This is a genomic window from Desulfobaculum bizertense DSM 18034 (assembly GCF_900167065.1).
In the GTDB taxonomy this organism is placed as follows: Bacteria; Desulfobacterota; Desulfovibrionia; order Desulfovibrionales; family Desulfovibrionaceae; genus Desulfobaculum; species Desulfobaculum bizertense.
This window is the reverse complement of sequence record NZ_FUYA01000006.1, coordinates 83,351-97,292: the sequence shown is the minus strand read 5'-3', so window position 1 is coordinate 97,292 and position 13,942 is coordinate 83,351. Positions and strand designations below refer to the sequence as shown.

10 protein-coding genes are annotated in these 13,942 nt (G+C 55.8%); 6 read left to right on the top strand and 4 right to left on the bottom strand.

The genetic code is table 11. From position 1 onward, the window contains the following. Positions 1-39: 39 nt before the first annotated feature. The 4 genes from def (at position 40) to B5D23_RS09940 (ending at position 3,796) form a co-directional block, all read left to right on the top strand. Complete coding sequence (def, locus tag B5D23_RS09955) at positions 40-558, top strand: peptide deformylase (protein WP_078685288.1); 519 nt, start codon at positions 40-42, stop codon at positions 556-558. Continuing rightward, positions 525-1,502 (top strand): methionyl-tRNA formyltransferase, encoded by a 978-nt coding sequence (fmt, locus tag B5D23_RS09950; protein ID WP_078685287.1) that lies wholly within the window; start codon positions 525-527, stop codon positions 1,500-1,502. Before def ends, fmt begins: the two co-directional genes overlap by 34 nt. Positions 1,503-1,598: 96 nt before the next feature. Next, complete coding sequence (locus B5D23_RS09945; protein WP_078685286.1) at positions 1,599-2,468, top strand: DUF116 domain-containing protein; 870 nt, start codon at positions 1,599-1,601, stop codon at positions 2,466-2,468. Next, the gene (locus tag B5D23_RS09940; protein ID WP_078685285.1) at positions 2,465-3,796 is read left to right on the top strand and encodes an RsmB/NOP family class I SAM-dependent RNA methyltransferase; all 1,332 of its coding nucleotides are present in this window, start codon (positions 2,465-2,467) and stop codon (positions 3,794-3,796) included. Before B5D23_RS09945 ends, B5D23_RS09940 begins: the two co-directional genes overlap by 4 nt. Before the next feature lie 129 nt (positions 3,797-3,925). Here the strand turns inward: B5D23_RS09940 and B5D23_RS09935 are convergent, their stop codons facing one another. The 4 genes from B5D23_RS09935 to treS all read right to left on the bottom strand — a co-directional run bounded on the left by B5D23_RS09935 (position 3,926) and on the right by treS (position 10,825). Then, positions 3,926-5,296 carry a response regulator gene (locus B5D23_RS09935; protein ID WP_144012602.1) on the bottom strand — a complete coding sequence of 457 codons (1,371 nt, stop codon included), beginning with the start codon at positions 5,294-5,296 and terminating at the stop codon, positions 3,926-3,928. Positions 5,297-5,376: 80 nt separating this feature from the next. Next, the gene (gene tpx / locus B5D23_RS09930; protein WP_078685283.1) at positions 5,377-5,880 is read right to left on the bottom strand and encodes a thiol peroxidase; all 504 of its coding nucleotides are present in this window, start codon (positions 5,878-5,880) and stop codon (positions 5,377-5,379) included. A 19-nt stretch (positions 5,881-5,899) separates the two neighbouring features. Next, positions 5,900-7,444: a 4-alpha-glucanotransferase gene (gene malQ / locus B5D23_RS09925; protein ID WP_078685282.1), complete on the bottom strand. Its 1,545-nt coding sequence runs from the start codon at positions 7,442-7,444 to the stop codon at positions 5,900-5,902. Between the two features lie 9 nt (positions 7,445-7,453). Continuing rightward, positions 7,454-10,825: a maltose alpha-D-glucosyltransferase gene (gene treS, locus B5D23_RS09920; RefSeq protein WP_078685281.1), complete on the bottom strand. Its 3,372-nt coding sequence runs from the start codon at positions 10,823-10,825 to the stop codon at positions 7,454-7,456. A gap of 244 nt (positions 10,826-11,069) precedes the next feature. On the opposite strand from treS, the gene B5D23_RS09910 reads away from it, so the two are divergent. Then, a complete protein-coding gene (locus B5D23_RS09910; protein ID WP_078685279.1) occupies positions 11,070-11,330 on the top strand; it encodes a hypothetical protein in 261 nt (86 codons plus the stop codon). A gap of 56 nt (positions 11,331-11,386) precedes the next feature. Beyond that, positions 11,387-13,900, top strand: a complete 2,514-nt coding sequence (locus B5D23_RS09905) for a heavy metal translocating P-type ATPase (protein ID WP_078685278.1) — start codon at positions 11,387-11,389, stop codon at positions 13,898-13,900. Positions 13,901-13,942 lie beyond the last annotated feature (42 nt).

The following is a 13,942-nucleotide window of genomic DNA, read 5'->3' as shown; positions in this document are numbered from 1 at the left end:
GAGTTTTCCCATGTAGCACCGAAATCAGGTATTGCGGCAATGAAAAGAGAAATTGTTACGTATCCCGATCCGGTTCTGGCTCAGACCGCAGAGGAAATTACCGAGCTGACTCCTGAGCTGAAACAGCTTGCCGAAGACATGGTCGAAACCATGTATGAAGGCGACGGCATTGGCCTTGCTGCTCCGCAGGTTGGCGAAAGCTGCCGTCTGGTCGTGATTGACATCACAGGCCCAGAAAAGCGCGAAGAGCTGCGCATTCTGGTTAACCCCTGCATTACGTCCAAAGAGGGCGAGGTGGACTCCGAAGAGGGCTGCCTGAGTGTTGTGGGCTACCGCGGCAAGGTGAAGCGTGCCGAGAAGGTGACAGTGGATGCCACTGACCTTGAAGGAAAGCCTGTGCATATTGAGGCTGACGGCCTGCTGGCTATCTGCCTTCAGCACGAGCTGGATCACCTCGATGGTGTGCTGTTCATCGACCATCTGAGCCGTCTGAAAAGAAATCTTTATGACAAGAAAGTGAGCAAATGGCTGCGCAGGACAAAAAAGCATTCAAAGTAGTGTTCATGGGCACGCCGGAGTTTTCCCGCGTGATTCTTGAAGCGCTCATTGCCCATGATGGCTGTGAGGTCATTGCTGCGTACTCCCAGCCCGACCGCCCTTGTGGTCGCGGTCAGGTCTGCAAGCCCACCGAGGTCAAAAAGTGCGCACTTGAGCACGGCATCCCGGTGCATCAGCCGCTGAATTTCAAGGAGCAGTCCGCCATTGATGAACTGGCTGCTCTTGAGCCTGACCTTTTGGTCGTTGCAGCCTATGGCCTGATTCTGCCGCAGGCTGTGCTGGACATTGCGCCCAGTGGGGCCATGAATGTCCACACATCGCTTTTGCCCAAATATCGTGGCGCAGCGCCTATTCAGCGTGCCATTCTGAATGGTGACGACTTTACGGGCGTGACCATCATGCAGATGGACAAGGGAATGGACACAGGAGACATCCTGCTTGCCCGTGCCCTGGCTATTGGCATGAATGACACCGCAGAGACGCTCCATGATGAACTTGCGGCTCTTGGTGGCCGGATGATTACCGAAGCCATTGAGCGCCTCAAGGAAGGCCGTCTGGCGCACATTGCTCAGGATGATGCTGAGGCAACGTACGCTGACAAGCTCAAGAAGAGCGAGGGCGAGCTGGACTGGAGCTGTTCCGCACAGGACGTGCACAATCGTGCCCGCGCCATGTTCCCGTGGCCCGGAGCCTATTTCTTCTGGCAGGGCGAAGGCCGAAGCAAAGCGCTTCGCATTTCCATTGTGCCGGGAGAGCTGGGACCAGCATGCAGTGAGTATGGCTCTCCTGAGCCGGGGACCATTGTGGGCGAAGTGGACGGAAAGCTGGCCATTGCCTGTGCTGACCGCCTGTACCTTGTTCCTTCGGTAAAACCCGCTGGCAAGAAAAGCATGGAGCCTCAGGCCTTTTTGTGTGGCTACATGCAGCGCTGTGCAACGAAATAGTACGTGGAAGGCAATGCCTTGACTTGAAGCCCGTCTGTGGTCAGAGTAAAGGCATTGAAATCCATCTCTTATAGACATTTTGATTTGTGGAAAAGCATGAAAGAGCATCAGGAAACCCTTTCCCAATTTGACGCGGCAGACCGGGAGGTCGTTTCAGAACGTAAACGCCTGTTTATCGGGCTGATTTCTGTTGCGTCCTTGCTGCTTTGTGCTTTTCTGGCGCTCTTGTGGTACGTGCCCTACATTGGACTGGAGTCTATTCACGCACTCGCTCCGTGGGTTCTGGGTGCGTTGATTCTTGTTGCAATGGGCGCCGTGTGCTGGGCTGCGCTGGGGTTGGTTCTCAACATTATTGTTGGGCATAGCCTGCCGTATACCCGACGGCTCAGAGGGCTGACCATCAAGCTCTTTTTGCCCCTGATGGTTATTCTGGGGCGTGTTCTTGGGATTTCGAAGCGCCGGGTCCGTGCCTCGTTCATCAAGGTGAACAATGAGCTGGTCCTCAATGAGGCTGGCCGCTATGACGCTTCTTCCATTCTGCTGCTTTTGCCCCACTGCCTGCAAAATTCGCACTGCAAGGTGCGCTTGACCTACGACATCAACAACTGCAAGCGCTGTGGCAAGTGCCCCATTAAAAAGCTTCTTGAAATTTCTGAACACTACGGCGTGAAAATGGCCATTGCCACGGGCGGGACCATTGCCCGGCGTATTGTTGTTCAGACTCGCCCGCGCCTGATTTTGGCTGTTGCGTGCGAACGTGATCTTTCCAGTGGTATTCAGGACACCTATCCAATCTCTGTGTATGGCGTGATGAATGAACGCCCGCATGGTCCGTGTCTGGATACGCAGGTCTCCACCGTTATGGTGGAAAAGGCCTTGCAGCGTTTTATGCAAAACCCTCCTGAACCCTTATCCGCCACAGAAGCCGGGTCCATAAAATCCGGTCCGGCGCACCCCCCATCATGAACAAGAAAAAGAAATATCGATCAGAATTGCCGCCAGCACGTCTGGCGGCCATAGACGCACTTTCTGCCTGCCTTTTCAAGGGGCAGGACATTCAGGCCGCTCTTGATGCGGCACTCACTTCCATCGCTTCCGGGCGTACTCCAGACCCGCGCGACGCAGGCCTTGCCACTGAGCTGGTCTATGGATACCTGCGGCTCAGGCTTCGGCTTGATTTTGTGCTGGATTCACAGCTCAAGGCTCCAAAGAAAACGCCAAAGCTTATGCGTTTGGCGCTGGGACTTGCTGCTTTTGAAATCCTGAATCTGGACCGGGTTCCCTCCTATGCCTCTGTTGACTGGTGCGTGGACTTTGTCAAACGTGACATCAATCCACGGCTGGCTGGCGTGAGCAACGCTGTTCTTCGCGGTGTTGACCGCCTTGGCGCAGAGGCCAATTCTCATGATTTTTACCGACAGGATGACGCGGACCGCGATACGTTCCTGAGCCGCTATTATGCCTGCCCTGCATGGCTCGTGAAGCTGTGGAGAAAGGCGTATGGCGAGCGTAAGACCGTTGCACTGCTTCGGGCTTCGACAAAGGCTCCGGCCCTTGGCCTGCGCTTTGATTTCCGCAAGGACGGTGCTCGCGAAAGCTATGATGCCCTGCGCGAGAATGAGTTGTGCAAAGAGTCTACACCCGTTGGACTGGCGTTTCAGGCGCCGTGTCCTGAGTGCCTTGAGGCCGAAGCCGCGGGCTTTGCCGTGCGCCAGAGTCTGGCCGGGCAGCAGGCTCTGTTTGAGCTTGGGGCAGAAGACTGGGCACGTCCGGTCTGGGATGCCTGTTCTGGTCGGGGTGGCAAAACGCTTTTGCTGCATGCCATTGGCGGAGGTCCCATCTATGCGAGTGACCCAAGCGAAAAGCGTTTGAGTGGTTTGCGTGCCCTGCTCGAAGCAAAAGGTATTTCTGACATCACAACGGCCGTTGCCTCAGCAGACGAGGGACAGGTCTTTGACCAGCGTTTCCCTTGTGTGCTTGTGGATGCGCCGTGCTCTGGGCTGGGTGTTTTGTCCCGCCGTCCAGATGCCAAAGCCCGCCGCAGCAAAAAAGACATCACAGAGTTGGCCAAACTTCAGGCCAAAATTCTGGATAATGCCTGGAATGCTCTGGAGCCGGGTGGTTCCCTGATTTACGTGACCTGCACCATTACGCCGCAGGAAAACGAAATGCAGGTTGACACCTTCCTGCGCCGCACCCCCGGTGCAAAGCTGCTGAGCCGTTTTCGGACTCCGGAAGACACACCGCTTGGTGAGTTCTTCTTTGGAGCGCGCTTTGAAAAAAGCGCCGGGTAGTGGAAAAATACGACAGAAGAGCATTGATCTGACGGGGAAAATACCCCGTCTGCGCAATTCGATACAACAGGCTCCGGAGCTGATTGCTCTGGAGCTTTTTTTTATGGCAAAACGATGAATCTGGAGCTGCTAGGACTGGGAGCGCCACGCCTTGAGAAAGGCGTCCACACACTCAGGACAGAGGTGGCTTCCCTTTTCTTCGAGAATGATGGCGATGGCTTTTTCGCGGGGCATTCCCTTTCTGTAGGGCCGGTCTGAGGTCAGGGCGTGATACACGTCGGCAACGGCGATGATGCGGCCAAAAAGCGGGATTTCCTGCCCCTTGAGTCCTTGCGGGTAGCCGGTGCCGTCCATGTGCTCGTGGTGGCTCAGGACTGCCGGAATCAGGTCGCTCATGGAGGGGATGGGCCGGAGAATGTCTGCACCAATGGTGGGGTGCTGTTTGATGATGGAAAATTCTTCGTCTGTGAGTTTGCCGGGCTTGAGCAGAATATGGTCAGGAATACCAATTTTCCCCAGATCATGCAGGCTTGCAGCGATGTTGAGTTTTTCTCTGGTATCGGCATCCAGTCCGAGCTCGTTGGCCATTTTACTCACGATTCTGGCAACTTCCGTGGAGTGACCCCGTGTGTAGTGATCCCGCGCTTCAAGCGCCTGAATCAGGCTGGTAATGGACCCAAGCAAAAGGTTTCGTTCGCCTTCGAGGCGCTCTTTTTCGCGCAGGAGCTGGAGAAACTGGTCAGACAGGAGCTTCTTGATGGTGTGAATGAGATGCGTGGAATTGAAGGGCTTGGCCAGATAGCTTGCGGCACCAGCCTGAAAAATGCGGTGAATCACGCGTTCTTCGGAGTTGGAGGTCATCACCAGAAAGGGGATGTTTTTGAGAAGTGCGCTGTGCTTTATGGCAATGAGGAAATCCAGCCCGTTCATGACTGGCATTTCAATATCACTCACAATGATATGAATCCGGGGCGCGTCTTTGCCGTGCAAAAATTCAAGTGCTTCCTGTCCGTTGGACGCGGTATACACTTCAAATCCTTCTGCCCGAAGCTCATCCTTGAGGGAATTTCGAATAAACAGGGCATCGTCAACAACCAGCACACGCTTGTTTTTGACGATGTTGGTGCGCTCCAGAATGTGCTGAACCTGCTGCAAAAAATCCGTGCGGCCATTGGTCTTGGGAATATAGCCGTCGGCTCCCGCCTTAAAGCCCATTTCGATGGCCTGTTCTGAGTCTCTGGAACTACAGATAACAATGGGAAGAGAGCTGGTGTCTGCTGATTCTTTGAGCTTTCTGCACAGGGTGAAGCCATCCATATGAGGCATGTCCACGTCGCTAATGACAAGATCAAGCGAGTGGGCGTGCTGGCAGGCATAGACAAAGCCTTGTTCACCGTCTTCGGCAAGGGCAACTTTGGCTCCTAGCCGTTCGAGTTCTCTCTGCATGGCTTTGCGCAGAAATTTAGAATCATCAACAACAAGGATGTGCGGCTGGTTCATCTGTCCGGTTTTATTGCGTTTTGTGCGCGTTGGCAATGCGCCAAAAAAGAAAAGGGAGGGAAAATCCCTCCCTGAGCGTGCTAGAGCGCGTTTTTTGCTGCTTTGAGCACGGCGTCATAGTCGGGTTCATCAGCAATTTCAGGGATAAGTTCTCGGTATCGCAGAGTCCCCTGGCGGTCAACAACCATGACGCACCGGGCAAGAAGACGTAACTCCGTGATGACCAGACCGTAATGTTCTCCAAAAGACAGGTCGCGGTGGTCCGAGAGGGTTTTGACCTGCTCCACGCCAGAGGCCCCGCACCAGCGCTTTTGGGCAAAGGGAAGGTCAACGGAAATAGTCAGAATGACGATGTCTTCACTCAGGCTTGCGGCTTCGGTATTGAAATGGCGGGTTTCCATGTCGCAGACTGGCGTGTCCAGAGAAGGAACGCTGCTGAGAATGACAACCTTGCCTGCATAGTCAGACAGGTGCACGGGCTGGAGTTCGGTGTCCAGCACTGTGAAGTCTGGGGCGTTGTCGCCGGGTTTGGGCTGCTGCCCGGAAAGCGTCAGGGGATTCCCCTGTAATGTGACCTGCGTCATTGTGTTCTCCTTGTGCTCGTTATGGCGTTGTGCCCTGCGAACTGGCCGGGCTGTGTGTTGTCGGACGTTCTGGACCGTGGCGCCCAGAGAGGACAGTCAGCTGGTGCAGGCGGGCTTCCAGCTCTGGAGTGAGAGCGGCAGGAAGCATGCGCCATGTCCAGTTACCACTGAGTGTCCCCGGACTGTTCATGCGGCGTGCCCCGTCCAGACTCAGGAGGTCCTGCATGGGGCTGATTGCCGTGTTGGCGTGGGAGAGCATGGCCAGACGAATCATCTCCCATGAGATGCTCTCTGCACTGGCCTCGTGCCCCAGATACGCTGCGAGACGTGTTTTGGTCTCGCTATCGGCTTCGTCTTCGAACCAGCCCCGTGTTGGGAGATTGTCGTGCGTCCCGGTGTACACAAGGGCATGGCGCGGGATGTTGTGGGGGGCGTAGAGGTTCTGCGGCAGGTCTGGCCCAAAGGCAAACTGGAGAATTTTCATGCCGGGAAGATCGTAGCGCTGCATGGCTTCGCGAACGTCTGGCGTGATGACTCCAAGGTCTTCGGCAACCAGAGGAAGCGAGCTTTGCCGGGAGTACAGACTGTCAAAAAGATCCTGAAATGGCGCTTCAACCCATTTGCCGTTGAGGGCAGTTTTTTCGCCTGCCGGAACGTCCCAGTAGGCAATAAGCCCCCGGAAGTGGTCAATGCGCAGGATGTCAAAAAGGTCCAGATTGCGGAAAATGCGCTTTTGCCACCACGCAAACCCGGTGTCTTTCATGGCGTCCCAGTCATAGAGAGGACTCTCCCAGAGCTGCCCTGTTTCACTAAAATAATCCGGCGGAACGCCTGCCATACCTGTTGGCTGGCGCTTTTCATCAAGTTGCCATTCGTCAGGCCTGCACCAGAGGTCCGCGCTGTTGTGGTCGACGTAGATAGGCATGTCCCCAAAAATCTGAATATTCCGCTCGTTGCAGAAACGTTTGAGCGCCCGCCACTGCTGGTCAAAAAGCCACTGGAGGAATTTCTCATAGGTAATGTTCTGCGCGAGTTCCTCGCGGGCATGTTCACATGCTGTGACATTTCGGTCCCGCAGGCCAGACGGCCACTCATACCACGGCGCCTTGAGTTCTTTTCCCAGAGCCGCGAAGAGCGCGAAATCATTTAGCCAGCCTGCATTGCGCGAGCAGAACAGGGCGTAGTCGGGATGTTCACGAGCTGTGAACCGGGAAAAGGCAGTGCGGAACAGTTCGCCTTTCCATGCGGTGACCGCCTCAAAGTCGACATGCTCTTTGGGAAAGTCGGGCATGGAGCTGAATTCTTCGCTGCTGAGCCAGCCGGAATTTTTGAGGCGTTCCGGGCTGATAAGCAGAGGATTGCCCGCAAAGGCACTGATGCTGTGGTATGGGTCATTCCACGAGTCTGTGGAGGTTGGCGTCAGGGGAAGCATCTGCCAGATGCGTTGCCCTGTTCGCTCCAGAAAACGGGCAAAGGCATAGGCTTCTGGGCCAAGGTCGCCAATGCCGCAGTCTGACGGGAGCGAGCTGATGTGAAGAAGTATTCCGCTGCTGCGAAGCTGCATATGCTCTCCTTATTCTTTGCTCATGGGGCAGGGGGTGCCGGTGATGATGCTGCGGATGGCAGCAAGGGGCACAAGCGCCCAGTCTGGGCGGCTGTCCAGATCTTCGGCCAGTTCCATAACCGCATGATCCAGCAGCAGAACGTCCAGCAGCATGAGGAAATTGTTGTGAGAACTGGGCACGGCTGGGTTGCCTTTCATGCCTTCTATGTAGGAGGCAAGGAAGGCTGAGCTACTCCAGTAGCGCCACTGCCGACCAAGGCAGAGCAGGGATTCGCGTTTGCTTTCGGGGCAGAGTCCCTGATCCATGTAGGTTTTGAGCGCGGCAAAGGCTGCGTAGTCCATTGAGCGGAGCAGGCTGGCAATGTCCCGAAGCGGCGAGCGTAGAATGCGGCGTTCGCCATAGGTCTTTCTGGGATCGCCCTCAAAGTCGATGATGGTAAAGCTTTGGTCCTGAAGCAGGATGTGCCCAAGGTGATAGTCCCCGTGGCAGCGAATGCGCTGTCCGTCTAGCCGGGTTTGGGTGAGCTGTTTGTAGAAGTTTTGGACATCGCTTTTGTGTGCAAGCACCCAGTCGGCCGTCTCCTGAGCCTGTGGACTCAGTTCGCTGTACTGTTTTTTGAGCCGTGGCCAGACGCGGCCCACCCGGCTTCTGGTGCCCTGATACAGGGAACGCTGGTAGAGGCGGGTAAAGTTTTCTGGCTGGAATGCGTTTTCGTCTGTTCGCTCCGGGTCAGGAGAAGAAAGCGCACTGTGGAGCTGTGCCGTGAGGCTGCCAAGTGTGGAAAAGCGCTCAATGGCTGGTCCAAACAGTTCCTGCACCAGTTCTGGCACGTGCGTGGTGAATTCGTGGCGGGACTGGGGCTGCTCTAGCTCGTCCAGTTCGCGCATTGTTCGGGCCTGATCAAAGGCCGAGCGCAGCATGTCCAGAATGTAGTGCCAGACTGTTCCCTGATTTGGGACATAGTGAAGCAGTACCGCCAGTGTTGCCGGGGACTGGTGGCGGTTTCTGCGGTACTCAATGGCTCCGGCAATGTCTGGAGACTGGGCAAAGTTTTTGCGTTTGAGATAGCGGCCGATTTCCAGCTCCAGACTTGTACCGCTGTCTATGCGGCGAAAGACCTTGAGTATAAAGGTATCGCTGAACTGCACCACTGTATTGTTCTGGTCCACGCGGGCAGATGGGGCGTGCAGGTTAAAGCTGCGGTCCTGCACCAGCGTGCGCAGGGCACGGGTGCTGCTGATGGTGATGGGACCGCGCCCCCGGCCAGAGCTGCTGCGGGGGACGTTTTCGAGCATGGCAAGGCAGAAGGTCCGGGACTCAAGGGCATCAAAGAGGAATCCCTTTTCGCCGCTTTTTTGGATGTGCAGGCTACTGACAAGAGCTTCTGGTTTTTCGCGCTTGAGTCGCTGGGCGCGGCTTCCTGTGGCAAAGCAGAGAGGCAGGGAATAGTTCTCCTCGTCGCCGTTGTTATATTCCAGATGGACAAGACAGATATACGCCTGCGGGCTCATGTTGGAGACGGTGAGCTGTTCCTGAATGCTCGCTTTGGCAATGCGCCCCTTTTGGCGGCAGAACCATGACTGCTTGCGGATGTGGCGCGGCAAAAGCTGCTCCAGTTCCGGCTTGAGCTTTGCCCCAAACACATCCTCCCAGCGCTCAGGACAAAGGAGCTGCGGGAGTGTGTCCTTGGCGCTGTGCTGCATTTCGTCGCTTTGGGCAGAAGCGAGGCTAAACCAGTAAAAGGCGTGCCCGCTCACTGTAATGGGATAGGGGCGGGAGCCAATCTGTGGGAATTCCGTGTTGCCAAAGAGTTCGACAGGCGTGAGCCCGGGATAGGCAGAAAGGTCCAGCTCCACGTACTGCACGTGCTTGGACAAATTGGCAATGACCAGAATGCTTTCCCCGTCATATTCGCGCACAAAGCAGAGCACCTTGCGGTTTTCCGGGGTCAGGAATTCGATGCTGCCCCGACCAAAAGCCTTGTGCCTGCGGCGCAGGGCAATGATGCGTCTGGTCCACCAGAGCAGGGAATGCGGGTTGGCAGACTGGGCTTCCACGTTCACGGTTTCATAGTGATAGCCGGGGTCAATGTTGACGGGCAGATAGAGCTGCTGCGGATTGGCTCGGCTGAATCCCGCGTTGCGGTCCGCACTCCACTGCATGGGCGTGCGCACGGCGTTGCGGTCGCCAAGGTAAATATTGTCTCCCATGCCTATTTCGTCGCCATAATAGAGCACCGGGGTTCCAGGGAGCGAGAGCAACAGGGCGTTCAGGAGTTCAATCATGCGCCGGTTATTGCTCATGAGTGGCGCAAGGCGGCGGCGAATACCCAGATTGACGCGCATCTGCGGGTCGCGGGCATAGACGCGGTACATCATGTCACGCTCTTCGTCGGTGACCATTTCGAGCGTCAGTTCGTCGTGGTTGCGCAGGAACAGTGCCCACTGGCTTTTGTCCGGGATGTCTGGGGTCTGTTCCAGAATGTCCAGAATGGGATAGCGGTCTTCCATGTAAACGGCCATGAAAAGTCGCGGCATGATTGGAAAATGAAAGGCCATGTGGCACATGTCGTCATCGCCAAAGTAGGCAACGGCGTCCTCGGGCCACTGGTTGGCCTCGGCCAGAAGCATTCTGTCGTCGAATTTTTCGTCAATGTGCGCCCGAAGCTGGCGCAGGTAGTCATAGGTTTCAGGAAGATTTTCGCAGTTGGTGCCGCTCCGTTCATAGAGGTAGGGCACGGCATCAAGGCGCAGACCGTCCACGCCCTGCCGGAACCAGTAATCCACGGTTTGCATCATGACTCGCCGTACCTGCGGATTGTCATAGTTCAGGTCTGGCTGGTGTGAGTAAAAGCGATGCCAGTAATAGGCCTCTGCGGTGTCGTCCCATGTCCAGTTGGAGTTTTCAAAGTCCTGAAAAATAATGCGCGCTTCTTCATAGAGCTTGTGGGTGTTGCTCCAGACATAGAAGTCTCTGGCGCTGCTGCCGGGTTTGGCGTGGCGGGCGCGCTGGAACCAGGGGTGCTGGTCCGAGGTGTGGTTGAGCACCAGCTCGGTGATGACCCGTAGCCCCCGGGCATGTGCTGCGCGCAAAAAGGCCCGAAAGTCTCGCATGGTTCCGTAGTGGGGGTGAATGTCGCGATAATCCGAGGTGTCATAGCCGTCATCTTTGAGTGGAGAAGGGAAAAATGGCAAAAGCCAGATAGCTGTGACTCCAAGCTCCTGCAAATATTCCAGCTTTTCCGTGAGTCCCCGAAAGTCTCCAATGCCGTCTCCATCGCTGTCATGAAAGGCACGGACATGCACCTCGTAAATGATGGCGTCCTTGTACCACTGCGGGTCGTCCTTCTGGGCTGCTGGAAGCGTTTTTTTGCGCGACATGCGTTCTCCTTGGCGTCTGGGGGGCTGGGCAAAGCAAAGAGTTCTTTTTAACATACAGGAGAACGAAGGGTGCGCCAAGTGGGGCGAGCCGAGTGCTGTGGGAAAAAATGAAAAAAAGAGTCAGGAATTTCCGGGTGTTTTTTTCTGTTCTATGCACGCCCCCTTGACCTGCTGGAGAACGCTCGTTAGTTATTGAAAACGAATTTCAGTTTCATAAATAACAAATAAGGCCTGAGGAGGGTCTATGACAAACTTTTGGGATATTGGAGCAGTTGTTTTTATTCTGCTCTTGGCTGTTATATATTTGTTCCGTCGCTACACGAAAAAAGGAGTAGCAGGCGGTTGTGGTTGTGGCTGCGACAGTGCTGGTGGATGCAGCGGGTGCAGTGGCGGATGCGGCATTGCCTCCAGCCCTGAGGACGAGTTGTCTGTGTATGATCCCGCAAGCAAGGAAACGACGCAGTCTTCCTGCGCCTGCGGCCAGTCTGGAGAGAAAAAACGTTAACCGCCCTGCGTGGCAGAGCCACGAAGTACGGAGTACGGCAAAAGGAATGAAAACTGATGTCGGATGAACAGTCGAAGAATCGCGAATTGACTCATCTTGTTGCTGGCGTGCAGGGCATGCACTGCGCAGCATGTTCTGCTCGTGTTGAAAAGGTTCTGAACAAGGTCGATGGCGTTGGACAGGCCGACGTAAGTCTTGCCGCGGAAACTGTGGACCTGCGTTTTGACCCCAAAGAGGTTTCGTTTGAAGACCTTGCCGGGCGGGTCAAAAAGCTTGGTTTTACCCTTGTGGAACCGGAAGACAGCGAGCACCGTACCATTCATTTGTCCATTACGGGCATGCACTGCGCTGCCTGCTCTGGGCGTATCGAAAAGGTCGTGGGCAAAATGGACGGCGTGGAAAAGGCCGAAGTGAGCCTTGCCGCCGAGTCCGGAACTTTTATTTTTGATTCGGAAAAGACCTCGCAGCGTCAGATTCGCGAGGCCATTAGCAAACTTGGCTTCAGTTCCGAGCCAGAAAGCGCTGGCGATGACCTGTTTGAACAAAACAGGCAGCGGGCACTTGGTGAGTTGAAAAAAGCCGGGCAGCAGCTTGTTCCGGCTTTTGCCTTTGCTTTGCCCCTGCTCATTTTGTCGATGGGCCACATGGCAGGCATGCCGCTTCCCGAATGGCTGGATCCAGCGACCTCTCCCAAGGCGTTTACTCTTGCCCAGCTTTTGCTGACGCTTCCTGTCGTCTGGTCAGGCCGACATTTTTACATCCGGGGCATTCCAAATCTTGTGCGCCGCAGTCCAGACATGGACTCGCTGGTGGCAATGGGAACAGGCGCAGCCCTGATCTACAGCCTGTGGAATACCTTTGAAATTTTTCTTGGCATAGACGTTCAGGCGCGGGTCATGGATCTGTATTTTGAGTCTGCGGCTGTGCTGATTGCCATGATTTCCCTTGGCAAATACTTTGAAGCCCGCTCCAGAATCAGAACCTCTGACGCGATTCGTTCGCTCATGCAGCTGACGCCAGACATGGCAACGCTGGTGGAGGCAGACGGAACGCAGCGACAGGTTCCTTCTTCCGAGCTTGAGCCGGGGGATGTGATTCTTGTGCGTCCGGGCGAGCGTGTGCCTGTGGACGGCGAAGTCGTTTCTGGCCGCTCTGGTGTGGATGAATCCATGCTGACTGGCGAGTCTTTGCCTGTGACCAAAGAGGAAGGCGATTCGCTTACTGGCGGCACCATGAATGGAACCGGCGCCCTGACCATGAAGGCCACCCGCGTTGGCAGTGACACAACACTCTCGCGCATCATTTCTCTGGTTCGCGAGGCGCAGGGGTCCAAGGCGCCTATTGCCAGTCTTGCGGATAAAATTAGCGCGATTTTTGTTCCAACCGTGATGAGCATTGCCATTGTTTCTGGCCTGCTCTGGTATTTTGCAGGCGCGGATTTTTCGTTTAGCCTGCGTATTTTTGTTGCCGTTATGGTGATTGCCTGTCCCTGCGCAATGGGCCTTGCAACGCCGACCTCCATCATGGTCGGGACGGGGCGTGGCGCACAGCTTGGCGTGTTGGTCAAAAACGGCACGGCGCTCCAGACTGTGGAAGGCATTCAGACCATTATTTTTGACAAGACAGGCACCCTGACCCACGGCACGCCAAAGCTTACAGACTGCGAGCTGATGCCAGAGGCTGGAGTTGATGCCGACACGCTCCTTGCAGCGGTCGCGGCAGCAGAATCCCAGTCCGAGCATCCGCTTGCTTTGGCAATGGTGGACGCAGCCAAGGAAAAGGGGCTGACTTTGCCCACTGTTGACGCCTTTACCGCGCATACAGGCCGAGGTCTGGAGGCGCAGGTTCTGGGTGAAACGCTGTTTGTGGGCAACCGTCTGCTTATGGAAGAGCACGCAGTGACCGGGCTTGAGACTGAAGAGGCACAGCGTACGATCAATGCGCTTGCCGAAGAAGCCCGAACAGTGCTTTTTGTGGCGAGCGGCGGGGCGCTTCGCGCCCTTTTGGGGGTTGCGGATACGCTGCGGGAAGAGGCTCCGGCAGTTGTTCAGGAGCTGACGCAGCGCGGTGTGCAGGTCGTTATGCTTACGGGTGACGCTGAGGCCACAGCCAAGGCTGTGGCTCGTCGTGCAGTCATTACAGAACTGCGGGCGCGCGTTTTGCCCGAAGACAAGGCCAAGGTGGTCAAAGAGTTTCAGGCGCAGGGAAAGAAAGTCGCAATGGTTGGCGATGGCGTAAATGACGCCCCGGCCCTTGCGCAGGCTGACTGCGGTATTGCTATGGGTTCAGGTATCGACGTTGCCGTCGAGTCTGGCGATGTGGTGCTGGTCCGCAGCTCGCTCCAGTCCGTGCTGACAGCGCTCAAGCTTTCGCATGCCGTGATGCAAAATATCCGGCAGAACCTGTTCTGGGCCTTTGCATTTAACTCCTTGGGTATTCCGGTTGCCGCTGGTGTCTTGCACATCTTTGGCGGCCCGACCCTGAACCCCATGATTGCGGGAACAGCAATGGCCTGCTCTTCGGTGACTGTCGTGAGTAATGCCTTGCGGCTGAGATTTTTCAAAGGATAAACTGGGATCAATGAGAGCCTTGTGGTCCTCAAAAAAAGCCCC

Bases quoted from the DNA above. Each gene is read 5' to 3' on its own strand.
- B5D23_RS09940 (WP_078685285.1), top strand. From the start codon at position 2,465: ATGAACAAGAAAAAGAAATATCGATCAGAATTGCCGCCAGCACGTCTG.
- B5D23_RS09905 (WP_078685278.1), top strand. From the start codon at position 11,387: ATGTCGGATGAACAGTCGAAGAATCGCGAATTGACTCATCTTGTTGCT.
- B5D23_RS09910 (WP_078685279.1), top strand. From the start codon at position 11,070: ATGACAAACTTTTGGGATATTGGAGCAGTTGTTTTTATTCTGCTCTTG.
- B5D23_RS09945 (WP_078685286.1), top strand. From the start codon at position 1,599: ATGAAAGAGCATCAGGAAACCCTTTCCCAATTTGACGCGGCAGACCGG.
- treS (WP_078685281.1), bottom strand. From the start codon at position 10,825: ATGTCGCGCAAAAAAACGCTTCCAGCAGCCCAGAAGGACGACCCGCAG.
- malQ (WP_078685282.1), bottom strand. From the start codon at position 7,444: ATGCAGCTTCGCAGCAGCGGAATACTTCTTCACATCAGCTCGCTCCCG.
- def (WP_078685288.1), top strand. From the start codon at position 40: ATGAAAAGAGAAATTGTTACGTATCCCGATCCGGTTCTGGCTCAGACC.
- tpx (WP_078685283.1), bottom strand. From the start codon at position 5,880: ATGACGCAGGTCACATTACAGGGGAATCCCCTGACGCTTTCCGGGCAG.
- fmt (WP_078685287.1), top strand. From the start codon at position 525: ATGGCTGCGCAGGACAAAAAAGCATTCAAAGTAGTGTTCATGGGCACG.
- B5D23_RS09935 (WP_144012602.1), bottom strand. From the start codon at position 5,296: ATGAACCAGCCGCACATCCTTGTTGTTGATGATTCTAAATTTCTGCGC.